Raw genomic sequence first — 23,244 nt, forward strand, 5'->3', positions numbered from 1 at the left:
AACACTATCCTGAAGTTGGAGGTTCGTTCCTGTTATATCGCTAACATTAATTTTACGACTTTATCCTGTTAACGACAGGTAAAAAGTCTTAATTGGATTGTCAGATAACTCTCAGAGAGCAGATGATTTGTCTGGTGACAAACCATCTACTGAAGATTTTATGCGTGGGCATCAATGATATTGACGATTAATCCTGAATGTTCGAGCTGCATTTGTACGCTGGCGCTGAGTCTGGAGTCCGTTACTACGCGGCTGAATCGCTCTAATGGACCCAGCGTGTAAGGGTGAATGGCGTCGAATTTTGAGCTGTCGGTCAACACAATAACTTCTGCGCCTTTTTCCAGCACCGCGTTAACCACGTCAGAACGCATCATATCGCGTCCGGTAAAACCGGTATCAGCCTGCCAGCCGTCAATGCCGATAAAGGCCTTACTGAAGTGTACCTGTTGGATAAACTGGCGAGTTAAGGGGCCGACCATGCTCTCACTTTTTTTCTGGTAAATTCCACCGAGAAGTATCACTTCACAGGGCGTTTCTTTGAGCAGATGAGCAATGTAGCTGCTCACGGTGATGATGGTGACATCTTTTTGCTCTGCCAGCGTTCTGGCCAGAAGTGCATTGCTGCTGCCATTCTCAATGAATACGGATTCGCCTGGACTGACCAGAGATGCAGCGAATTTAGCCAGTTCACGTTTCAGAGTGAAATTGGTCATCATGCGCGTTTCAACATCATCGCTGTTCAATGAAACAGCAAAACCGTGGGCTCGGCGTAAGTAACTCTGTTTTTCCAGCGTGTTCAGATCCTGTCGAATCGTCACTTCGGAGACACCGGTGACTTTTGCCAGATCGGCGACGCTCATCTGACCTTTATCGGTCACCATCTGCAAAATAGATTGTTGTCGGGAATTCATAGTATTAATTTTATTGCGATATCGTATCGGAAATTAAACGGAAACTGCATTATCTGCAGTTTGCTGATAGCAGCGACATCAAAAGATCACTGTCATCAGATCTCCCATGGCGCCTTCTGCTTTTTCGCCAAAGATTCGGCATCTTCTTTGACCGTGTTTAACAGTTCAGCTTTCAAAATTTCAAGATTGTGGATGGCTGAGTGGTAATCACCTGCAACGAGGATATCCAGCACGGTATCAATACGTTCGGCCAGACGCTGAGCGTCGATATCAGACATGGTCGTCATCCTAATGGCAATAGAGTTTGAATTTCATGATGCAGAATTTCATGGCAAAAGAGAAGGGAAAAATAGTATTAACCTGAACGATTGAAGAATATTATATATTCTGTGATTACATGCGGATAGCGTCGTCATGTAATGTCCATTTATGGCTATTTATCGCCTTCATTCTCTCTGCACTAGCGCAGTTTTTTACTCAGGTGGCGGCGATACCAACGTTCAAATGCGGCGGCTGGCATTGGTTTAGCGAATAAAAACCCCTGACGCTCATTGACGCCATTTTTGGTCAGAAACGCATCCTCTTTCGCGCTTTCCACGCCTTCGGCGATGACCTGCAGGTTGAGCGCCTGTGCTACCGCAACTATGGCCCGTACCAGCGATTGTGAAATGGATTGTTTGTGGATCTCTCTGACAAAGGTCTGATCCAGTTTAATGGCATCTAGCGGGAAGCGGGCCAGTTGAGACAGCGACGAATAACCGGTACCAAAATCATCCAAATGGATTTGCGCTCCTAACTGGCTAAACTGCTGAATGACTGACAACGCCAGTTGCTCATTTTCTATCAAACTGCTTTCCGTTAATTCAACATCGATGGGACAATACTCAAAGTTGAGCTCGTGAAGCACCTGCTTAAGTGCGGTAAAAAGCGTCTGGTCGGCGAGCTGGCGGGCAGAAACGTTTACCGCCACGCGCAGGTTTATTCCCTTGTCGCGCCATTTCGCGACCTGGCGCACAACGTCGAGAATAACCCAACGCCCCAGCGGGACGATGAGCCCCGATTCTTCGGCGTAGGAGATAAACTCCAGCGGTGGAATAAGGCCGCGTTCCGGAGATTGCCAGCGAACCAGCGCCTCCAGGCTGCGCACTTCACCGCGCCAGGTTATCTTTGGCTGATAATGGATAACCAGTTGATCGTTATCCAGTGCCTTACGCAGATTAGTATCCAGCCACAGATATTCAAATACCCGCTGATTCATTTCCGGAGAAAAAACACAGAACTGTCCACGGCCACCTTCTTTCGCGGTGTACATGGCTGTATCCGCGTTACGAATGACGCTCTCGCAGTCCTGGCCATGCTGAGGTGCGAGGGATATACCAATAGAGCATCCGGTATAGACTTCAATCAGACCGATGCGGAAGGGCTGGCGCAGGCGCGTCAGAATGCGTGATGCGGTGGCTTCCAGTGTGCCCTGGGATGTTTCGGTGGCAAGAACAATGAATTCATCGCCGCCAAATCGCGCCAGGATCTGGTTGTCTTCGAGGCAACTGAGGATTGCCAGCGACACGCTTTGTAGTAGCTGATCGCCAAACATATGCCCGTAGGCATCGTTTACCTTTTTGAAGTTATCCAGATCGAGGTACGCAATACCGACCTGCGTATCGCCCGCGTTCTCAATCGCATTACTGATCAGTTCATGAATTGCGTTGCGGTTTGGTAATCCAGTGATGGAGTCGGTATTCGCCAACACCCGTAGTCGTTCCTGCGCGCGGCGTCTTCAGTGATATCTGTCCCGGAACAGATCAGAAAAATTTCGTTCTTGCCGCTACCGTTATGCACAAATTTATTGCGAAACAGAAACAGACGCTGGCCTTTGCAGGTCTTGACCCAGCGTTCAACCTCATACGAGTTACCTTCGCGAAAAAAGACCTCAATATTGCGCCGTGAAGCCGCTGCTTCACGACGGCTCATAAATAATGTGAATACACTTTGACCAATGACTTCACGTTCTTTGAGGCCGGTGTACTCTTCGCACAGGCGATTAAACCGCTGAATGTTGCCCATGCGGTCAAGAATGACAATAACGGAATTGGCTTCGGAAACGACTTGTTCGGCAAAAGAGAGGCCGAGGGCCAGATCGCGGGCGACGGAAGGGGTGTCATCCCAGGCTGATGCGCTACCGGCCCATTCGCGCTTATTGATTTTTCGACCGACCAGATGCACGGGAATGTCGTCATCTTCAATGGGCAACGTCATTAACAGACTTGACGTGATCACCGTCATCTCGCGAATGCGATCGGCTTGTTCAGGTAATAATTCGATGGTCTGATCAGCTTCTGACGCTTCGTCGATAGAGAAATGCAGGATGTTGCAATCCTCTGACAAACGCCAGTAGGGGTTATGAGTGCCCACATAGCTATACAACGTAACCAGCTCCCGGACGTCTTTCATCATGTGTACTATCCCGTTTAAAGCGCATAGAGCCTCAAAAGTATGGGTAGCCATGATTCATTCGGGGTGATTATGGCTGAACGTATTGTTTTTTTTATATATTTATGTTTAATCCAGAATCCGTAAAAAGCAAAGCCAGCGGAACTGAAAAAAGTAAAAAAATAAAATTGACCGAATGAAAGAAGTGTAGTGCGGTGGTGGGAATTTGGGCGGAAAAAAGAAACGACCTTTCACAAAATGAGAAAGGTCGCTGGATTGATACGTGTTACGCGGCTGGACGCGCGATAACGCTGCGGGTTTCCATGCGAACTTCGGCGATGGTTACGTCAATCACATCCGTGACTTTGTAAACCACTTCACCTTTGATTTGCACCGTGCCGCTTTCCTGGCTGCATACCAGCTCGTCCCGAACGGCGTGCAGGAATGGGGCAGGAATAAATGCGACTGCGCCATTATCAACTAAACGTACGCGCATACCGCCGCGGCTGACGTCAATTATCTCGGCCGCAAAGCGAGTATCGGTCCCGGCTTTGTCACTCAGGAAACGGGCATATAACCAGTCGCCCACATCGCGCTCAGCCATCCGGTTCAGGCGACGACGTTCCGCCATTTGCACCGTGGTATCATCCCCAGGGCGGGCGATGGTTTCACCTTTGATGACGGCCTTAAGCAGGCGGTGGTTAATCATATCGCCATATTTACGAATAGGAGAGGTCCAGGTGGCATAAGCCTCCAGACCCAGCCCAAAGTGCGGCCCTGGCTCGATACTGATTTCAGCGTAAGACTGGAAGCGGCGAATTCGGCTGTCGAGGAAACCAGAAGGCTGCGCATCCAGCTCGCGGCGCAGTTTGCAGAAACCTTCCAGCGTCAGGACTTCCTCGGCATCAACGTGCATACCATGGGTTTTTAGCAGCGCGGCCAGAGCGTCGGCGTTGGCCGGGTCGAATCCCATATGGACGTTATAAATACCGAAGCCCAGCTTGTCGCGAAGCACGCGGGCGGCGCAAATGTTTGCCGCAATCATGGATTCTTCCACGATACGGTTTGCGATGCGGCGTGGCTCAGCAACGATGTCCAGGACTTCACCTTTTTCACCAAGAACAAAACGGTAATCCGGGCGATCTTTAAATACCAGAGCATGGTTATGACGCCATTCACCGCGGCTCAGGCAAATACGGTGTAGCAGACGGATTTGTTCAGCAATCGCGTCATTTGCAGGCTGCCAGTCACCGCCACCTTCCAGCCAGTCGGAGACGTTGTCGTAGACCAGCTTCGCTTTCGACTCAATCGTCGCTGCGAAGAAGGTGATGTTGTCTTCAATCGCGCCATCCGCGGTGATGGTCATACGACAAGCCAGAACTGGACGCACTTCGTTCGCGCGTAAGGAGCACAGATCGTCAGACAACTCGCGTGGTAGCATCGGGATATTGAACCCCGGCAGATAGTTAGTAAACGCGCGAATTTTTGCCGTTTTATCCAGCTTGCTGCCTTCTGCAATCCAGGCCGTAGGGTCGGCAATGGCGACAGTTAATTGCAGTTTGCCGTCGGCCAGCTCTTCCGCATACAGCGCATCGTCCATATCTTCGGTGCTGGCGCTGTCGATGGTGACAAAGTTGAGGGCGGTTAAGTCCTGACGAACCAGACCTTCATCCAGCATCTCAGTTGCCACACCGTCCGGCGCTTCTTTTTCGAGATTATGGCGTGCCAGCGTGACCCACCACGGGACAAAGTGGTCATCAGCAAAAGTGATAAATTGGGTTAACTCGGCATAGAAGGTGCGATCGCCTTTCAGCGGGTGGCGGCGCATTTCAGCCACGGCCCAATCACCTTCTTTAAAGTCGTGCTCAACGCCGCGGGCGGCACGGCAAGGGATCGCTTCTTTCAGTAACGGATGGTCCGGCACAATGGACAGACGATCATTTTTGCCCTGAACTTTACCCACGAAGCGCGTCAGGAAGGGTTCGATCAGTTCTTCCGGCTCGGCAGATTCACGATCTTTTTCTGTATGGATAACCGCAACAATGCGGTCGCCATGCATCACTTTTTTCATCTGCGGCGGTGGAATGAAATAGCTTTTTTGTGCATCGACTTCCAGGAAGCCAAAGCCTTTTTCCGTGGCTTTTACCACCCCTTCAGCACGTGGCGTCTGGGAATGCAGTTGCTGTTTAAGCTGCGCTAGCAGCGGGTTGTCCTGAAGCATAATTGTCTATTTTCGTGGCTAAAAGAGCGGCTGACAGTTTTACGCGATTCTCTCAGTTGCGGCAAGCGCTCTTTCAGTAAGTGGATCGGTTAATAAGTCTCGCCCAGCGCGATTTTCAAGCGATTCAACCATCCGCACAATCCGCTCCAGGCCAGCAGGTTAATCGCTTGTTCAGAAGAGATGCCCTGATCGAACAAAGGGGTTAACAGCGCGGCGCTAAAACGGTCGGGCGCTCGGGTTAACCATTGTACCGCCTGCAGGGTGACGCGCTCAACCGGATGTCGCTGTTCCCAACGCTGTAATTCACGTTCCTCCTGGCGAAGCAGGGCGATAACGTTGGCTAATTCATTGGCTGTATGTGCCTGTTCATTAAAGCAGGCCACGCTGCCGTTAATCCGTGACGTCATTAGCGCCGCCAGTGAAAATGCCCGCACCGGCACAGCGCTGCGCCGGGTACTGGAAATCAGTGTCGTGAATAAATCTAAAATGACCGGTGAATGGATCAGTAATGGCACCAACGCTTGCAGTTCATCGGGAAAATGTCTGGCCGTCGTCTCGTCCTGAGCAGGATATTTTTCGATTGGGAATGGCGCAGCGTGCCAGGTAGCGTTTGTTGCACTAAATGGCGAAGCGTGAGCGAATTGCTGTATATCCAGCCCCGGTATTCGGCGTACCGGATGTCCAAACCAGGCCTGAAACAGGGCCACGGTCCGGGCCTGAAAACCGACGAAGCCGATAATTTGATTCATCAAAATACTATCGCTGGTAGTCAGCCCGACCGCATCCAGATGCTGGCGATCGCGTGCGCCTATCACGTCAGGAGAGCTGGCAAGCTGGCGAGCATATTGGGTGATTTGCGCCAGCCGATGGTTACTTTCCCGTGACGAGTCAGGACCAGGAAGCGGTGTTAACCGCGCGGCATAGTGATTGCACAATCGCTGGACGCCATACACCTGAGCGACGGTAAGCGCCGTACTCATCCGTTCATAGGCGCTGAATGTGTGCATCTGATTAAGGTTTACGTGAACCGGGAAGAGAACCTGGGCAAGTTTACGGGCAGGGGTTAACCAGGATTGAAAAGGCAAAAGGGCGTCATCAGGTATCGCCAGATCCAGTAAAAAGCTGTCGTCGACATGAGCGGCTTCCGGCACCAGCGGCAGAATATCTTGCGGATGCTTGCTGGATTGCGTCTCATGATACCAGTGGCTTTTGCCTTCAATTCGGCGTTGTTCCATGGGCGGTCCTTGGTCTAAAAAGTGGCGACCCGGACACGTCGTCTACTACTACGCCGGATCGTTTGCGCTGCAATATCCTGACGTAAGCAGAAGAGGGGATGAAAGATTGTTCCGTGATAATAAATATCAGAAAAGCATATATGGCGGCGGGCAGAGGAGAGTCATGGGCGGGGCAAGACCGCCCATAGAAGACTTACGATTATTTCAGTTCCAGCTCGTTCATTGCCGCGATACTGAAGCCACCATCGACGTGAACGACTTCACCCGAGATGCCGGCAGCAAGATCGGAGCACAAAAATGCTGCGGAGTTGCCCACATCTTCAATGGTTACAGTGCGGCGAATCGGCGTAACCGCTTCACAATGCGCCAGCATTTTACGGAAATCTTTAATGCCGGAAGCGGCGAGTGTACGGATAGGACCGGCGGAAATAGCGTTCACACGCACACCTTCAGGACCCATCGCATTAGCCATATAGCGGACGTTCGCTTCCAGTGAGGCTTTTGCCAGGCCCATCACGTTGTAGTTAGGGATGGCGCGCTCTGCGCCCAGATAGGATAGCGTCAGCAGCGCTGAGCCTGGGTTCAGCATGGAACGGCAGGCTTTTGCCATCGCCACAAAGCTGTAAGCACTGATGTCATGAGCAATTTTGAAGCCTTCGCGGGTGACTGCATTCACATAGTCGCCATCCAGTTGGTCTGCGGGCGCAAAACCAATGGAGTGCACGAAACCGTCGAATTTCGGCCAGGCTTTGTCCAGTTCGGTAAACAGTGCATCAATGCTGGCGTCTTCCGCCACATCACACTGCAGTACGATGCTGGAACCCAGTTGAGCTGCAAATTCTTCGACGCGGCCTTTTAGTTTGTCATTCTGGTAGGTGAACGCCAGTTCAGCCCCTTCGCGATGCATGGCCTGAGCGATACCCCAGGCGATGGACAGTTTGCTGGCAAGACCCGTTACCAGAATGCGCTTACCGGAAAGAAAACCCATAGCTTTAATCCTTATGGTCTTTGCTTATTTTTAGCAATCAATGAGTTATGATCACAATTTGAAGGTGGTTCGAAATGGGGCAGCAATTATATCCCACTCTTTGTGCCTTGTAGAATAGTTATCATCCCTTACTGATAATCACTTTTCATTACACATGAGGGTTATAACACTTTCCCTGGTTAAGTCTCATTCATTCTGCGAAGCGCGGGGGGGGGATGGAGAAAATACAAGGCTTTAAAGGCATCTCAATGGTATTATTAACTGCTAGCTTATGTTTTAAAACATAGCAATGTAAGAACTTTCTTAAAACAAAAAATATGACCGTATTCAGTTCGTTATGATATATTGTTTTTATCGATCAATATTGACACATTGATCGTTATTATTGATTGATTGTGATTAAAAGTGCATTATCAGGAAGTTATGATCAATTGGAGTGGTCTTATGCACTATCATTTCATCGCGGAACCGATGAGAGACACAACTGATACGTTACTGGGTGTTGAGATGAGCGTCCGGTTTGATTCAGATACGGTTTCGCCGATACACCCAGAGTTCATCATTTCAGCGTGGAATAGCGAACAAAAACGTAATTTCATGCTCGAGCAAATTCGATTAATTGCCGAAAAGCGTAATTGGTTTGAGAGCCACAACCTTTTCTGTACTCTGAACCTCATTGATGAAATGGCGCTGCTGGCAATTGGCGACCCGAGCGTTAAATCGGCGCTACATGCCATGCCTTTTGTCGCCCTGGAACTTTCAGAGCGTTTTCTGACGAATACCGTATGTCTGAATAATCTGTTGATTAATTCACTTTGCGACGGTCCAAACGCATTATGGCTGGGCGATCTGGGTTCCGGCAGCATTGGGGCCAGTCCGCTGGTTTGCGGTCGTTTTGATGTTGTAAAGTTGGATCGTGGTTTTTTCCTGGATCAGGCTGAAAAACCGATGTTCCCGGTGCTAATTAAAAACATCCGCGAATATTGCGACCGCATTGCGGTGGAGGGCGTGGAAACCAAACAGCTTATCGACGAAGTAGGCGCGGCTGGTGTTTGGGTGATGCAGGGATCTCTTTTCCCTTCGGTCGCGTTTAGCGAGGTTGATACACTGCTCTTACCAAATGTTTGTCACTGATTGCAAAATTGCCCTCCGGTTGAGGAGGGCTGCATCTGCTAGCGATCTTTACGCCACGCGTCAGCGGTAAGCGCTTCGCCGAAATGACCGGCGATCAGGCGACGGGTCAGCTCATGCAACGGCGAGGCCAGAACATCTGCTGTACTGCCACGTTCAACCACTTCACCCTGGTGCATGACTAATACCTGATCGCTGATGTGCTTCATCATGCCGATGTGCTGAGTCACATAGATATATGAAATCCCCTGTTTTTCCTGTAATTCCAGCATCAGATTGATGAGCTGCGAACGCATCGACATGTCCAGAGAGGCCAGGGCTTCGTCGGCGATAATGACTTTGGGTCGCAAAATGAGCGCTCGGGCAAGGCCCAGACGCTGTTTTTGTCCCGGAGCCAGCATATGCGGGTAATAACTCACATGGTCAGGCAACAGACCGACCATCCGCATGGTCTCGATGATCTGTTTGCGGCGCTGTTCAGGCTCGAGGTCGGTGTTCAGACGTAGCGGAAAATCGAGGATCTGCGAAATACGTTGCCGTGGGTTAAGCGACGTTGATGGATCCTGGAAAATCATACGGATACGCTGACTACGGAATGAATAATCACCATATTTTAACGGGTGATCGTCAATCAGCAGCTCACCGCTGGTGGGCTCAATCATACCGGCCAGCATCTTCGCCAGCGTAGATTTACCGGAACCATTTTCACCTATGACGGCGAGCGTCTGACGCTCGCGCAGGGTAAAGCTCAGGGGTTTAACGGCCTCAACGGTCTGACGGCGGAATAAGCCCGTCCGGTAGCGAAAGGTTTTGCTCAGATTACGAACTTCGAGCAGGGTTTCTACCATCTCACTCTCTCTCCATGTTCAGCGGGAAATGACAGGCGTAGAGATGATTCTTTGCTCCGGTCAGTCTTGGGGTTTCGATGCATTCGCGCTGAGCATAAGGGCAGCGCGGCCCCAGACGACAGCCGATAGGTAATTGTTCCAGCAATGGAATGGCTCCTGGCATGGTATTCAGGCGGCTTTTGTGCGGCATTGCGCTACCAAAATCAGGAATGGCGCGAATCAACGCTTGGGTATAAGGATGATGCGGAATAGTCACCAGCTCTTTACTGGGCGCAGTTTCCACCGTTTGCCCACAGTACATCACGTTAATTTTGTCAGCCCACTGGCTGAGCATTTGCAGGTCATGGCTGATCAACAAAATGGTGGTATTGCTGTTTTGGTTCAGCCGGGTCAGCAGGCGGAAAATTTGCGCCTGAGTGGTTGGCTCCATCGCGTTCGTTGGTTCGTCGGCAATCAGTAAACGCGGCTGATTAGCCAAGGCGATTGCGATCATCACCTTCTGGCATTCGCCGTCGGTCAGCTCATACGGGAAGCTGCGCATCGCATCTTTATGATCTTTTATCCCGACGCGGTGCAGGAGTTCAATCGCGCGGCGTTTACGCCAACCGATACGCTGCCACCAGCGGCCTTTATAAGTCCATGCCGGAATATTTTGCATCAGTTGTCGTCCAATGCGCTCAGACGGATCGAGACACGATTGCGGTTCCTGAAAGATCATGGAAACGTTATGGCCGACCAGCTTGCGTCGTTCACGCGCGGAAAGGCGCAACAGATCGATATCATCAAAGCGCATGCGGTCTGCGGTTACGCGCCAGTTATCTTTAGCGACGCCGCAAATGGCCTTGGCGATCAGGCTCTTGCCGGATCCAGATTCACCAACCAGTCCGCGGATTTCACCTTCATTGAGGGTCATGCTGACGCGGTCAACCGCCTTCACCCAGTCGTCGCCGGTTCTGAATTCAATGGTCAGGTTGCGGATATCCAGTAATGGCATTATTCCACCCCCGCAATAATTGCCCGGCGCACGCCATCACCCAGCAGGTTAACCAGCAGCACGCTTATCATAATCGCCGCACCTGGCAGCATAACCGTCCACGGTGCGACATAAATCAGCTCCAGCGCGTCGCCAAGCATGGCTCCCCATTCTGGTGACGGCAACTGTGCGCCAAGGTCGAGAAAACCCAGCGCAGCGATGTCCAGAATCGCCATCGACAGCGCACGGGTGATTTCAGTGATAAGTCCGGCGGTAATATTGGGCAGAACGGCAAACCACAGGATATTGAGCGTGGTTGCGCCGTCCAGGCGAGCGGCGATAACGTACTCTTTTTCCAGCTCGTCATGCACCATGCTGTAGACGGAGCGTACCATGCGCGGCAGCAGCGCCAGCCAGACGGCAAACATCGCGTGTGTCAGATGCGGTCCGGCAAAGGCCACCACAATAATCGCCAACAGCAGCGAAGGGATCGAGAGCAGGGTGTCCAGAATGTGGTTCAGCACCGCGGAGCGCAAACCGTGCGTTGCGCCGGCAACCACGCCCAGTAACAGGCCACATAGTGTGGCGGCGAGGGTGACGACAAACGCGCCGCCAACGGTCGGGGCCGCGCCGCTGAGCAGGCGACTTAGCACGTCACGCCCGAGATCGTCAGTTCCGAGGAAAAATGAGACTTCGCCATAGCGCGACCATGACGGCGGTAAAAGCTGATAGCCGAGAAATTGCTGGTCGATGCCATAAGGGGCAAACCAACCACCAAAAATACACAGAATCGCCAATCCTGCGCAGCCATACAGGCCGATCATCGCAGTCGCATCGCCGTAAAAATTGCGCCATGCGGTGCGCAGCGTACCCGGCGGGCGCTTTTCGCTGTAGACGCTATCGTAAGGCATACCATTCCTTATGTTTCAGAGGGTTAGCCATAGCACCCAAAATATCAGAGATGACGTTAACGATGATAACCAGTGAGCCAATCACCATGACGCCCGCCGAAATTGCCGCGTAATCCTGCTGGCGAATTGCGTTAATCAGCCAACGGCCAAGACCTGGCCAGCTAAAGACCATCTCGGTGATCATCGCCAGCGTCAGCATGGTGGAAAACTGTAAGCCCAGACGCGGGATCACCGGCGGAAGGGCGTTGTGCAGAACGTGACGGCGCAGAATGGTTAAGCGTGACAGACCGCGCGTGGCGGCCGCTTTAACATAGTTTTGATCAAAGACCTCAATGGTGCTGATTCGCATCAGGCGAATAACTTCCGTGGTAGGGGCGACGGAAAGCGTCAACACCGGAAGCACCATGTGACGGATTGCGCTGACCAGCATTTCATCGCGCCAGGGCGAGTCGGAGATCCACGCATCAATAATGGCAAATCCGGTAACGGGCTTCACTTCATAGAGAAGATCAAAGCGTCCCGAAACGGGAAGCCAGCCGAGAGTCAGTGAGAAGAGCAACGTCAGCAACAGCGCCAGCCAAAAAACCGGAATGGAAAAGCCCATCAACGCTAAGGCGCTGATGCAGCGGTCCTGCCATTTGTTCCGCGTGATCCCTGCCAGCATACCAACGGGGATCCCAACCATCAGCGCAAAACCAAAGGCCAGAATGCACAGTTCCATCGTCGCCGGGAACACCTCCTTCAACTGTTCTGAAATCAACTGGCCGTTAATACTGGATACACCAAAATCCCAGTGAATGAGGCCATTGAACCAGAATACCCAGGCGTTCCACAGCGATGCACCCTGTAACGGCGCATGAGGCGTGAAGTAGCTCAGGCTGAATCCAATAAAGGTCAGGAAGAAGAGGGTGACCAGCAGCAATAAAAAACGACGCAGGGTGAAGATAATCATGGCTTTTTCACCTCATCTTTCTTTTCCCTGGAAACCCCGGCAAAAGATGCATTGCCGAACGGACTCAGCACCAGTCCTTTGATATCGTAACGATAAGCCTGTAGACGCAGTGAAGAGGCCAGCGGCAGGATCGGTAACTCTTTCGCGAGAATATTTTGCGCTTCGTCATAGGCATCAATTCGCGATGAGAGTTGCTGCGAAGAGAGGGCTTTGCGCAGAACGCTGTCAAATTCCGGATTACACCAGTGGGCGAAGTTAGTCTGCGAGTTGATGGCGGCGCAGCTTAGCAACGGTCGGAAAAAACTGTCAGGATCGTTACTGTCCGTCGCCCAACCGGATAACGTTAGATCATGGTTCATATCCATTAATCGCGCCTCCTGAAAACGACCTTCTACCGGAATGATTTTAACTTTCACACCCACCTGAGCCATGTCAGCCTGAATCAGCTCGGCGGTTTTCAGTGGACTGGGGTTCCAGGCCTGAGAACTGGTGGGTACCCAAAGCTGTAATGTCAGGTTCTCCAGCCCCAGTGCTTTTAACTGCTCGCGCGATTTTGCCGGATTGTACTCTGTAATTTTAGCTTCGTTGTCATAAGCCCACGAGGCGCGAGGCAAAATAGATGCTGCGGTTTCCGCCGTCCCGTAGTAGATGGACTGCATCAGCCGTTGGTTATTAATGGCCAGCGCCAGCGCATGCCGCACGGCGGGATTATCCATCGGTGGTTTATTGGTGTTGAATGCCAGATAGGCGATGTTCATCCCCGGGCGCAGGGTCAGACGCAGGCGCGGGTCATCACGCAAAATGCTGAGCTGACTGGCGGCAGGCCAGGCCAGAACATCACACTCACCGGTCAGGAGTTTCGATAGACGTCCGGTGCCGCCAGAGCCGAGGTCCACAACCACCTGCGGCATCAGAGGAGTACCACGCCAGAATTTTTCATGGCGCTGCAGTCGAACATATTGCCCTGCGCGATTCTCCGAAAGCTGGTACGGTCCGGTGCCGACGGGTTGTCTGTCGAGCAGCTCCTGACGATCCTGTTTTGCCAATTTAGCCGCATATTCTGCTGACATCACGGAGGCATAATGCGTGGCGAGGTGCCACATGAAGGAGGCGTCGGGCTGAGTTAAGCGGAACTCAACGGTGTTGTTGTCCAGCTTGCGTACGCTTTGGACGTTATCGGCGAACTGTAGGCTGTCGAAGTAGGGGAAACTGCTACCGTTTACATTGTGCCACGGATGCTGGCGATCAAAGATGCGCTCGAAGGTAAACACCACGTCGTCCGCATTCAGTTTGCGGGTGGGGGTGAACCAGGCCGTTTTCTGAAACTGGACGTCACGACGCAGATGGAAGCGGTAGGTTGCGCCGTTATCCAGCACCTCCCAGCTTTCAGCCAGCTCAGGCACCAGTCGATAGGTGTACGGATCGACATCGAGTAGTCGGTCATACAGTTGGGCTGCCAGGGTGTCGACGATAAGACCGCTGCTCGCTTTTTGCGGGTTGAACGTATTGACCTGCCCGCTAACGCAATAGACAAAGCCGCTGTCACGAATATCAGCATGCGAAGCCTGTTCAGGCGCGGCAGCAGCCTGACCACTCAGAAATCCAGCCATCACGATCAGAGATGATAAAACCAGGCGCATAATTTTAAAGGATTATAAATAAAGGGGCTATCTTACTAATATTTAATGACATTTGCCATTACCGTTTGTGTTTGGGAGTAACAGGCTCGATAAGCGCGAGTTCAACACCGCGACATGGTCAAAATTCATACCTGCTATCCACTTTGAATCTACTCTGTTAACTATCTTAGCATTTTCATGGCCCATCTGACTTGCTATAAACGCGGTGCAGGATGTGGACAGTTGGCGTAATTTGTTACGGTTTCCTCGCTGTGACAAAATGCATAAGCGATTACAATGCGTTAGTGTACGAATCAAAGGGAATATTTAATAAATGAGCAACTTAGCGGATTACGTCAATGCTATAAAAATAGGCAAAAATGTTATTTGTATTGAGGATGTCAGTAAACGGGATGACATGGCTGAAGTTGAGATTATAAATAAGACATGGCTTCATGATTCGGGAGTGGTTATTCGTTGTTCTCGCGAAAATGAATTGGTTATATATTCATCAAATTCCTGTCCAGAATGCAGCATTAGATGGCATGTCGTTGATGCGGCAGGTCAGGATATTCGTCCACTGGAGAAAACATTTCACAATGCTTGCCAGGAGTCGTACTGGTTAAAAGTAAATCGTCAAACGCATCTCCCGGTGTAAACGCTGAGCTAACCAATCACAGCGATGCCAAGCCGCTCCATGAGCAACGATGCCTGGTAGTTGTCTAACTTAACGCCTTGTAAATCAACACCCCGAATATCTAAGTCACCTAACTCCGAATTGGTCAGATCGCAATGTGTGAAGTTTGCTGCTCGCCAGTCGAAAGTCGAAAACTCGCCGCCGGAGAGATCTGAACCACTGAACGTCGCACCCAGTACCTGAGTCCCCATCCAGCGGTTTTCCCATAGCTCACACTTTTCCAACACGACTTTCGAAAAATTGGCGTAGCTTAGATTGGTATTAGTGATATATGCGCTGCAAAACCAGGTGCGCGTGGTGATCATATTCATAAAGCTTGCACCGCGGAAATCTGCGCCTTGTGCGCGGCAGTGGCGAATTTCAATGCCCAATGCGCTGACGTTGCGGAAATCTGCCATTGATAAATCACAGCTTTTGAAAATGGCATCTCTCAGCATTGCGCGACTAAAATTGCATCCTTTCTGACTTTCGCGATCATAAAACTGGCAGCCGATAAATTCAGTGCCGCTCAGGTCGGCACCTGAAAAATCGCAGTTAAAAAATGTACTATTTTCAACTTTCTCACCAGTGAAGCGATTTCTGTCAATTTTTTCGCCAACTAATGCCAGAGTCATATCTATGCCTGTGTTTTTATACAGTAGTGACGCCATGGTAAACCTTATGACGTTATGCGTCAAACCCGCCAGTATGACACCTGCAAATGCGTATTAGATCTGGTGTTTCTTAAGCAACGCGCGTAGCTGATGGTAAGTCAGACCCAGTAATTCAGCGGCTTTTTTCTGATTAAATTTCGCCTGCTGCAAACTGGTTTGTAGAAAGTCTTTCTCTTGTTGCTGCTGGAATTCACGCAGATCCAGCGGTAATGCTACAGATGTCTGCTTTGGTGGTGCTGCCTGTGGCTGCGTAACGTGGCGGCGGAAGGGGTCAATGATGATCTCATCCAGCGGGTAGTCGCTGGTACCGTGCCGGTAAACGGAGCGCTCCACGACGTTTTTCAGTTCACGAATATTACCCGGCCAACGGTAATGGAGGAGGGTTTCTCTGGCCTCGGCGCTAAATCCCGGAAAAAGCGGTAACCCGATCTCGCGGCACATCTGAATGGCAAAGTGTTCGGCCATTAACATGATGTCGCTTTGACGCTCGCGTAGTGGGGGAAGTTGCACCACGTCAAAGGCCAGACGATCCAGCAGGTCTGCGCGGAAAGTGCCTTCGCTGACCATACGTGGCAGGTCGGCATTGGTCGCGCAGACCAGTCGCACGTTAACCTGCAAGGGCTGGCTGCCGCCGACGCGTTCCAGCTCGCCATACTCAATTACGCGCAGCAGTTTTTCCTGTACCAACATTGGCGCGGTCGCCAGTTCATCAAGAAACAGCGTGCCGCCGTCGGCGCGTTCGAAACGTCCTGGATGGCGTTTTTGCGCACCGGTAAACGCACCGGCTTCGTGACCAAACAGTTCGGAATCAAGTAAGTTCTCGTTCAGGGCCGCGCAGTTAAGCGAAATAAATGGGCCCTGCCAACGGCTGGAGAGGTAGTGCAGGCGGTTGGCAATAAGCTCTTTCCCCGTACCTCGCTCACCGATAACCAGTACAGGTTTATCCAGCGGCGCCAGATGAGAAACCTGTTCCAGCACTTCAATAAAGCTGTTCGCTTCGCCCAGAATATTGTCTTTGTATCCTGCCATGATGAAATTCACCACTTATTAGTGTTATTCACCAATTTACCCTAATTCCCCCGTCAGGTAAAATTAGATATTTACATTAAAATCAATCGTTTAAAAAGTTGGCACGCCAAGTGCATTACGAAAACAGCAGGGCATAGCCCGATATCAGAACAGTAAGTGAGGATTACATTATGGGTATTTTTTCTCGTTTTGCCGACATCGTGAACGCCAACATTAATGCGTTGCTGGAAAAGGCTGAAGATCCGCAGAAGCTGGTGCGGTTAATGATCCAGGAAATGGAAGATACGCTGGTTGAGGTGCGCTCAAACTCCGCACGCGCTCTGGCAGAAAAGAAACAATTATCTCGCCGTATCGAACTGGCCAGCGCACAACAGGTAGAGTGGCAAGAAAAAGCCGAGCTGGCGCTGCGTAAAGAGAAAGAAGATTTGGCGCGTTCTGCTTTAATCGAAAAACAGAAACTGACTGATCTGATTGCTTCTCTGGAGCATGAGGTGACGCTGGTTGACGATACGCTGGCGCGAATGAAAAAAGAGATCGGTGAGCTGGAAAATAAACTCAGTGAAACCCGTGCTCGTCAGCAGGCATTGATGCTGCGCCATCAGGCTGCGAGCTCTTCGCGTGATGTTCGTCGTCAACTGGACAGCGGTAAGCTGGATGAAGCGATGGCACGCTTTGAATCTTTCGAGCGTCGTATCGATCAGATGGAAGCTGAGGCTGAAAGCCATAACTTCGGTAAACAGCAGTCTCTGGATCAGCAATTTGCTGACCTGAAAGCAGATGATGAAATCAGCGAGCAGCTGGCGCAACTTAAAGCCAAAATGCAGCAAGATAAGCAATAATAACATCTGGCGGCGCCCGAACGCGCCGCCGCTCATCACCTGTAAGGAGTACTCATGAGCGCGCTATTTCTGGCTATCCCATTAACCATCTTTGTGCTGTTCGTTTTACCGATTTGGCTCTGGCTGCATTACAGCAACCGTTCCAGTCGTGGCGAACTGGCGCAAAGTGAACAGCAACGTCTGGTAGAACTCAACGATGACGCACAGCGGATGCGCGAGCGCATTCAGGCGCTGGAAGACATCCTTGATGCTGAACATCCAAACTGGAGGGACCGCTAATGGGAGGCGTTAATCTGAACAAAAAACTGTGGCGTATTCCGCAACAGGGCATGGTGAAGGGGGTTTGCGCAGGTATTGCGCATTACCTCGATGTGCCTGTGAAGCTGGTACGGATCCTGGTGGTGTTGTCCGTCTTTTTTGGTCTGGCCTTTTTCACCTTCGTCGCTTACATCGTGCTGACGTTTGTGTTGGACCCGATGCCGGACAATGTGGTTTCCGGTGAGCAGCAGCCATCAAGCGGCGAGCTGTTGGATGCCGTCGATCACGAGCTGGCGGCAAGTGAAAAGCGTTTGCGTGAAATGGAGCGTTATGTCACCTCTGATACCTTTTCATTGCGCAGCCGTTTCCGCCAATTGTGAGGATAGAAATGAACAATCGCTGGCAACGTGCCGGGCAAAGGGTTAAGCCGGGCTTTAAAATAGCAGGTAAGCTGGTGCTTTTAACTGCGCTTCGTTACGGCCCGGCGGGGGTAGCAGGGTGGGCGGTGAAGTCCGTCGCCCGACGCCCGCTTAAAATGCTGCTGGCGTTGGTCCTGGAGCCGGTTTTGAGTCGGGCAGCGGCAAAATTATCGAAACGCTATTCAGGTAATCAACCCTGAAATCCGAATCAGCAAAAGCAAGCAACAATTAATCAACATTCCCTCTGTTAATTTGCGGCAGCTCACAAATACGATTTTTTGGCTGCCGAAATTCTTTTATTATCCCCCTCCTGGCCACCTCAGCCGATTGACAGCTTATTTCCCGCAGAGTAGTCTCTTGATTCATGGGACCGCTACCACGAGAATTGAAGGTGAACCAAAAAATCCAAAAATGCCTGGCAGAAGTTTATGGTGATACGTTTACTTCATGCCACTATGAAGCGCTGATTGCACGTTTAGAGAAATCACAGGGATTAATTAAAAAAATCCGTAAAGCGCATTGGGACGAGGGCGATGTAGTTCTTATTACCTACGCCGATCAATTCCACGGGGCAGGCAAAAAACCACTGCCGATGTTTAATCAGTTTTATAATGAATGGCTTAAGTCGACATTTTCTCATGTGCATCTTTTGCCGTTTTATCCGTGGTCATCGGATGATGGTTTTTCCGTAATTAATTACCATCAGGTTGCTGAAGAAACCGGTGGCTGGAATGATATTAAGCAATTGGGTAAATCCAGTCGACTGATGTTTGATTTTGTTTGTAACCATATGTCAGCGAAAAGCGAATGGTTTAATAACTATTTGCAACAGCTTGACGGTTATGAAGATTTCTTTATTGCGATGGATCCTGATACGGACCTGAGCAACGTAACGCGTCCACGTGCCTTACCGTTACTGACGCCTTTTACGCTAAAAGATAACACCGTACGCTATTTATGGACGACGTTCAGCGACGACCAGATCGATCTCAACTATGCCAACCCGATAGTGTTACTGGCGATGGTCGATGTGCTATTGAGTTATCTTGAGCAGGGCGCTGATTATGTCCGCCTGGATGCGGTTGGCTTTATGTGGAAAGAGCCTGGAACGACCTGTATTCACCTGGAAAAAACGCATCAGCTTATCAAACTATTTCGCGCTATTGCTGACTGCGCGGCGCCTGGTACGGCGATTATTACTGAAACAAACGTTCCGCATAAGGATAATGTGTCCTACTACGGAAATGGCCGTGATGAAGCGCATATGGTGTACCAGTTCTCGTTACCGCCGCTGGTGCTGCATGCGGTACAACGCCAGGATACCTCAACCTTGTGCCAGTGGGCGCAATCACTGGAACTGCCGTCCAGTGAGACCACTTGGTTTAATTTCCTCGCATCGCATGACGGTATTGGTCTCAACCCATTACGTGGTTTGTTACCTGAAGACGAGATCGTGCGCCTGGTGACGGAATTACAACAGGAAGGCGCGCTGGTTAACTGGAAAAATAACCCTGATGGTAGTCGCAGTCCGTATGAAATTAACGTCACATATATGGACGCACTAACGCCAGGCAATTGTAGTGATGCCGAACGTTTTTCCCGTTTTATTCTCGCACATGCCATTTTGCTGAGTTTTCCGGGTGTACCTGCGGTTTACATTCAAAGCATTCTTGGGTCACGCAATGATTATAAAGGTGTCGAGGTGCTAGGTTATAACCGTGCGATCAACCGCAAAAAATATCAAATAAGCCAAATCGAAACGGAGCTGGCAGATGAAACCAGTTTGCGCCACGCTATTTATCATGAATTATCCCGATTAATTGTAATACGTCGTAGTAATAAAGCATTTCACCCTGATAGTGATTTTCAGATTAGCAGTGTTACACCGGCTGTAATGCAAATTAAACGTACGGCGGAAACAGGCGAAAAAATTACCGGATTATTTAATGTCAGCGGTCATACGCAAACCATTAGTATTGATGTTGAAAATGGATTTGATTTGATTAGCGGTAAAACTATTTCAGGTAAAGAATTAACGTTGAACGCCTGGCAGGTCATGTGGGTTAAGTAATAAAAAGGAACATTTCATGCTTAAAACTAAAATTGTGCTGATTTCAGCACTGGTTTCCTGCGCCCTGGTTTCCGGGTGTAAGGATGATAAAACGTCCTCTGTTGCGATTGAATTTATGCACTCTTCTGTTGAACAGGAACGGCAGGCGGTTATTGCAAAACTGATTGAGCGTTTTGAAAAAGAGAACCCGGGGATCAGTGTCAAACAGGTTCCTGTCGAAGAGGATGCGTACAACACCAAGGTCATTACCCTGGCGCGGAGTGGTTCACTGCCTGAAGTCATTGAAACCAGCCATGACTACGCGAAAGTTATGGATAAAGAATCACTTATCGATCGTAAAGCCGTTGCGCAGGTCATCAACGCCGTAGGTGAAGGTACTTTTTATGATGGCGTGCTGCGTATTGTGCGCACTGAAGACGGTACCGCCTGGACCGGGGTTCCGGTTAGCGCCTGGATTGGCGGGATCTGGTATCGCAAAGATGTGCTGGCAAAAGCTGGGCTGGAAGAGCCAAAAGACTGGCAACAACTGCTGAGCGTGGCGCAGAAGCTAAACAATCCTGGTAGTAAGAAATATGGTATTGCGCTGCCCACGGCGGAAAGCGTTTTGACCGAACAGTCATTTTCCCAGTTCGCGCTCTCAAACCAGGCCAACGTTTTTGATGCGCAAGGAAAGATAACGCTCAACACACCTGAAATGGCGCAGGCGCTGCAGTATTACCGCCAATTGGCAATGAACACTATGCCGGGCTCAAACGACATCATGGAAGTCAAAGACGCGTTCATGAACGGCACGGCACCGATGGCGATTTATTCCACCTATATCCTCCCGGCGGTGATTAAAGAGGGCGATCCTAAAAATGTGGGCTTTATGGTGCCGACGGAAAAAAACTCTGCTGTTTACGGCATGCTGACGTCGTTAACCATTACCGCGGGTCAAAAGTCTGAAGAGACAGAAGCGGCAGAGAAATTTGTCACCTTTATGGAGCAGGCCGACAACATCGCGGACTGGGTCATGATGTCGCCAGGGGCGGCGCTGCCGGTCAACAAAGCAGTGGTGAATACCCCGACGTGGAAAGATAACACTGTCATCAAAGCGCTGGGTGAATTACCCGATCAGCTGATTGCCGAACTGCCGAATATCCAGGTGTTTGGTGCCGTCGGCGATAAGAACTTCACCCGCATGGGCGATGTCACAGGCTCCGGTGTTGTGAGCTCAATGGTGCACAACGTGACGGTAGGCAAAGCCGACCTCGTCACCACGATTGAAGCGAGCCAGAAAAAACTGGATGACCTCGTTGAACAGCGCTAATGGGGAAATGGAAAGCCGTGATGAATAAGTTCTTTTCAGGTCGATCTGATATGCCATTCGCCATGCTGCTGTTGGCGCCCAGCTTGCTGTTGCTGGGCGGTTTAGTGGCGTGGCCGATGATATCAAACATCGAAATCAGCTTTATGCGACTGCCGCTGAATCCGCAAATTGAGTCTACGTTTGTCGGGCTGAGCAACTATATCCGTATCTTATCCGATCCCGGATTCTGGCATTCGCTGTGGATGACGGTCTGGTATACCGCGCTGGTTGTGGCAGGAAGCACGGTACTGGGGCTGGGCGTGGCGATGTTTTTTAACCGTGAGTTTCGTCTGCGGAAAACGGCGCGCTCACTGGTCATCCTCTCTTACGTGACGCCATCAATTTCGCTGGTGTTTGCCTGGAAATACATGTTCAACAACGGCTACGGCATTGTGAACTACCTCGGCGTGGATCTGTTGCATCTCTACGATCAGGCGCCGCTGTGGTTCGACAATCCCGGCAGTAGCTTCGCGCTGGTCGTGCTGTTCGCCATCTGGCGCTACTTCCCGTATGCCTTTATCTCGTTTCTGGCGATTTTACAGACGATTGATAAATCGTTGTATGAGGCGGCAGAAATGGACGGCGCGAATGCCTGGCAACGGTTTCGTATCGTCACGCTGCCAGCGATTATGCCGGTGCTGGCAACCGTGGTCACGCTGCGCACGATCTGGATGTTTTACATGTTCGCCGATGTTTATCTGCTGACCACTAAAGTCGATATTCTCGGGGTCTATCTCTATAAAACAGCATTTGCATTTAACGACTTAGGCAAAGCGGCCGCTATTTCTGTCGTCCTCTTCGTCATTATTTTCGCTGTTATCCTGCTGACCAGAAAACGGGTGAACCTCAATGGCAACAAATAAGCGCACGCTTGGCCGCATCGGCTTTTACTGTGGATTAATTGTCTTCCTGGGCATCACGCTATTCCCATTTTTTGTGATGCTGATGACCTCATTTAAAAGCGCCAAAGAGGCGATCTCGCTGCATCCGACGTTGTTACCGCAGCAATGGACGCTGGAACATTACATCGACATCTTCAACCCGATGATTTTCCCGTTTGTTGACTACTTCCGTAATAGCCTGGTGGTATCGGTCACTTCTTCGGTGGTGGCGGTATTTCTCGGCGTACTCGGAGCGTATGCGCTTTCCCGCCTGCGTTTTAAGGGGCGAATGACTATCAATGCCAGCTTTTACACGGTGTACATGTTTTCGGGGATCCTGCTGGTGGTGCCGCTATTCAAAATCATTACGGCACTTGGCATCTATGACACCGAAATGGCGTTGATTATCACCATGGTCACCCAGACGCTGCCGACCGCGGTGTTCATGCTGAAAAGCTACTTCGACACCATTCCGGATGAAATAGAAGAAGCCGCGATGATGGATGGATTGAACCGTCTGCAGATCATCTTTCGCATTACCGTGCCGTTGGCGATGTCCGGTCTGGTTTCGGTCTTTGTGTACTGCTTTATGGTGGCGTGGAATGACTATCTGTTTGCCTCGATTTTCCTCTCCAGCGCCAGCAATTTTACCTTACCGGTCGGTCTGAACGCGCTGTTCAGTACGCCTGACTATATCTGGGGACGCATGATGGCGGCATCGTTAGTCACCGCATTGCCGGTCGTCATTATGTATGCGCTTTCCGAACGTTTTATTAAAAGTGGTTTGACCGCAGGCGGCGTGAAAGGCTAAGCGGCCAGTTTAATTAAGG

General features: G+C 50.7%; 22 protein-coding genes and 1 pseudogene. 10 read left to right on the forward strand and 13 right to left on the reverse strand.

Annotated features, from left to right (window positions below; genetic code table 11):
- Window positions 1–158: 158 nt before the first annotated feature.
- From HVZ39_RS12245 to fabI, 6 genes and pseudogenes are all read right to left on the reverse strand, one after another.
- A complete protein-coding gene (locus tag HVZ39_RS12245; RefSeq protein ID WP_181633654.1) occupies window positions 159–911 on the reverse strand; it encodes a DNA-binding transcriptional regulator YciT in 753 nt (250 codons plus the stop codon).
- Between the two features lie 95 nt (window positions 912–1,006).
- On the reverse strand, window positions 1,007–1,198 hold the full coding sequence (locus HVZ39_RS12250; RefSeq protein WP_161623181.1) for a hypothetical protein: 192 nt from the start codon (window positions 1,196–1,198) through the stop codon (window positions 1,007–1,009).
- A 173-nt stretch (window positions 1,199–1,371) separates the two neighbouring features.
- Window positions 1,372–3,362 (reverse strand): annotated as a pseudogene (gene pdeR, locus HVZ39_RS12255) (cyclic di-GMP phosphodiesterase).
- A gap of 265 nt (window positions 3,363–3,627) precedes the next feature.
- The gene (locus HVZ39_RS12260) at window positions 3,628–5,562 is read right to left on the reverse strand and encodes an exoribonuclease II (RefSeq protein WP_181633655.1); all 1,935 of its coding nucleotides are present in this window, start codon (window positions 5,560–5,562) and stop codon (window positions 3,628–3,630) included.
- Window positions 5,563–5,651: 89 nt separating this feature from the next.
- Window positions 5,652–6,797: a carboxymuconolactone decarboxylase family protein gene (locus HVZ39_RS12265; protein WP_181633656.1), complete on the reverse strand. Its 1,146-nt coding sequence runs from the start codon at window positions 6,795–6,797 to the stop codon at window positions 5,652–5,654.
- Between the two features lie 199 nt (window positions 6,798–6,996).
- Window positions 6,997–7,785: an enoyl-ACP reductase FabI gene (gene fabI, locus HVZ39_RS12270; RefSeq protein WP_181633657.1), complete on the reverse strand. Its 789-nt coding sequence runs from the start codon at window positions 7,783–7,785 to the stop codon at window positions 6,997–6,999.
- A 444-nt stretch (window positions 7,786–8,229) separates the two neighbouring features.
- Here fabI and HVZ39_RS12275 point away from each other — a divergent pair, with 444 nt between their 5' ends.
- Window positions 8,230–8,919 carry an EAL domain-containing protein gene (locus HVZ39_RS12275; RefSeq protein ID WP_181633695.1) on the forward strand — a complete coding sequence of 230 codons (690 nt, stop codon included), beginning with the start codon at window positions 8,230–8,232 and terminating at the stop codon, window positions 8,917–8,919.
- 38 nt (window positions 8,920–8,957) lie between these two features.
- Here HVZ39_RS12275 and sapF read toward each other — a convergent pair whose 3' ends face one another.
- From sapF to sapA, 5 genes are read right to left on the reverse strand one after another with little or no spacing between them, the layout of a single operon-like run.
- The gene (gene sapF / locus HVZ39_RS12280; RefSeq protein ID WP_016153235.1) at window positions 8,958–9,764 is read right to left on the reverse strand and encodes a peptide ABC transporter ATP-binding protein SapF; all 807 of its coding nucleotides are present in this window, start codon (window positions 9,762–9,764) and stop codon (window positions 8,958–8,960) included.
- Between the two features lies 1 nt (window position 9,765).
- Window positions 9,766–10,758 carry a peptide ABC transporter ATP-binding protein SapD gene (gene sapD, locus HVZ39_RS12285; RefSeq protein ID WP_016153234.1) on the reverse strand — a complete coding sequence of 331 codons (993 nt, stop codon included), beginning with the start codon at window positions 10,756–10,758 and terminating at the stop codon, window positions 9,766–9,768.
- On the reverse strand, window positions 10,758–11,648 hold the full coding sequence (sapC, locus tag HVZ39_RS12290; protein WP_016156640.1) for a peptide ABC transporter permease SapC: 891 nt from the start codon (window positions 11,646–11,648) through the stop codon (window positions 10,758–10,760). The genes sapD and sapC overlap by 1 nt, the downstream gene beginning before the upstream one ends.
- Complete coding sequence (gene sapB / locus HVZ39_RS12295; RefSeq protein ID WP_003020545.1) at window positions 11,635–12,600, reverse strand: peptide ABC transporter permease SapB; 966 nt, start codon at window positions 12,598–12,600, stop codon at window positions 11,635–11,637. Before sapB ends, sapC begins: the two co-directional genes overlap by 14 nt.
- The gene (sapA, locus tag HVZ39_RS12300; protein ID WP_016153232.1) at window positions 12,597–14,240 is read right to left on the reverse strand and encodes an ABC transporter substrate-binding protein SapA; all 1,644 of its coding nucleotides are present in this window, start codon (window positions 14,238–14,240) and stop codon (window positions 12,597–12,599) included. Before sapA ends, sapB begins: the two co-directional genes overlap by 4 nt.
- A gap of 313 nt (window positions 14,241–14,553) precedes the next feature.
- Here sapA and HVZ39_RS12305 point away from each other — a divergent pair, with 313 nt between their 5' ends.
- A complete protein-coding gene (locus HVZ39_RS12305) occupies window positions 14,554–14,877 on the forward strand; it encodes a hypothetical protein (protein WP_094761287.1) in 324 nt (107 codons plus the stop codon).
- 8 nt (window positions 14,878–14,885) lie between these two features.
- Here HVZ39_RS12305 and HVZ39_RS12310 read toward each other — a convergent pair whose 3' ends face one another.
- Window positions 14,886–15,530, reverse strand: coding sequence for a quinolone resistance pentapeptide repeat protein QnrB47 (locus HVZ39_RS12310; protein ID WP_063866125.1), 645 nt, complete (start codon window positions 15,528–15,530; stop codon window positions 14,886–14,888).
- Between the two features lie 93 nt (window positions 15,531–15,623).
- On the reverse strand, window positions 15,624–16,613 hold the full coding sequence (gene pspF, locus HVZ39_RS12315) for a phage shock protein operon transcriptional activator (RefSeq protein ID WP_181633658.1): 990 nt from the start codon (window positions 16,611–16,613) through the stop codon (window positions 15,624–15,626).
- A gap of 155 nt (window positions 16,614–16,768) precedes the next feature.
- On the opposite strand from pspF, the gene pspA reads away from it, so the two are divergent.
- From pspA to HVZ39_RS12355, 8 genes are all read left to right on the forward strand, one after another.
- Complete coding sequence (gene pspA, locus HVZ39_RS12320) at window positions 16,769–17,437, forward strand: phage shock protein PspA (protein ID WP_181633659.1); 669 nt, start codon at window positions 16,769–16,771, stop codon at window positions 17,435–17,437.
- Between the two features lie 54 nt (window positions 17,438–17,491).
- Window positions 17,492–17,716, forward strand: a complete 225-nt coding sequence (gene pspB / locus HVZ39_RS12325; protein ID WP_016153227.1) for an envelope stress response membrane protein PspB — start codon at window positions 17,492–17,494, stop codon at window positions 17,714–17,716.
- Window positions 17,716–18,075, forward strand: a complete 360-nt coding sequence (gene pspC, locus HVZ39_RS12330; protein ID WP_181633660.1) for an envelope stress response membrane protein PspC — start codon at window positions 17,716–17,718, stop codon at window positions 18,073–18,075. The genes pspB and pspC overlap by 1 nt, the downstream gene beginning before the upstream one ends.
- Before the next feature lie 8 nt (window positions 18,076–18,083).
- Window positions 18,084–18,314, forward strand: a complete 231-nt coding sequence (gene pspD, locus HVZ39_RS12335; protein WP_003833267.1) for a phage shock protein PspD — start codon at window positions 18,084–18,086, stop codon at window positions 18,312–18,314.
- A gap of 164 nt (window positions 18,315–18,478) precedes the next feature.
- Complete coding sequence (locus HVZ39_RS12340; RefSeq protein WP_275943476.1) at window positions 18,479–20,185, forward strand: sugar phosphorylase; 1,707 nt, start codon at window positions 18,479–18,481, stop codon at window positions 20,183–20,185.
- A gap of 16 nt (window positions 20,186–20,201) precedes the next feature.
- Entirely contained in the window at window positions 20,202–21,494 is a 1,293-nt protein-coding gene (locus HVZ39_RS12345; RefSeq protein WP_019076863.1) for an ABC transporter substrate-binding protein, read from the forward strand.
- A 20-nt stretch (window positions 21,495–21,514) separates the two neighbouring features.
- Entirely contained in the window at window positions 21,515–22,396 is an 882-nt protein-coding gene (locus HVZ39_RS12350) for a sugar ABC transporter permease (RefSeq protein ID WP_003840754.1), read from the forward strand.
- Window positions 22,383–23,225: a carbohydrate ABC transporter permease gene (locus tag HVZ39_RS12355; RefSeq protein WP_003020474.1), complete on the forward strand. Its 843-nt coding sequence runs from the start codon at window positions 22,383–22,385 to the stop codon at window positions 23,223–23,225. The genes HVZ39_RS12350 and HVZ39_RS12355 overlap by 14 nt, the downstream gene beginning before the upstream one ends.
- The last annotated feature ends 19 nt before the right edge of the window (window positions 23,226–23,244 follow it).

This window comes from Citrobacter sp. RHB35-C21, from assembly GCF_013816515.1.
Taxonomy (GTDB): domain Bacteria; phylum Pseudomonadota; class Gammaproteobacteria; order Enterobacterales; family Enterobacteriaceae; genus Citrobacter; species Citrobacter braakii.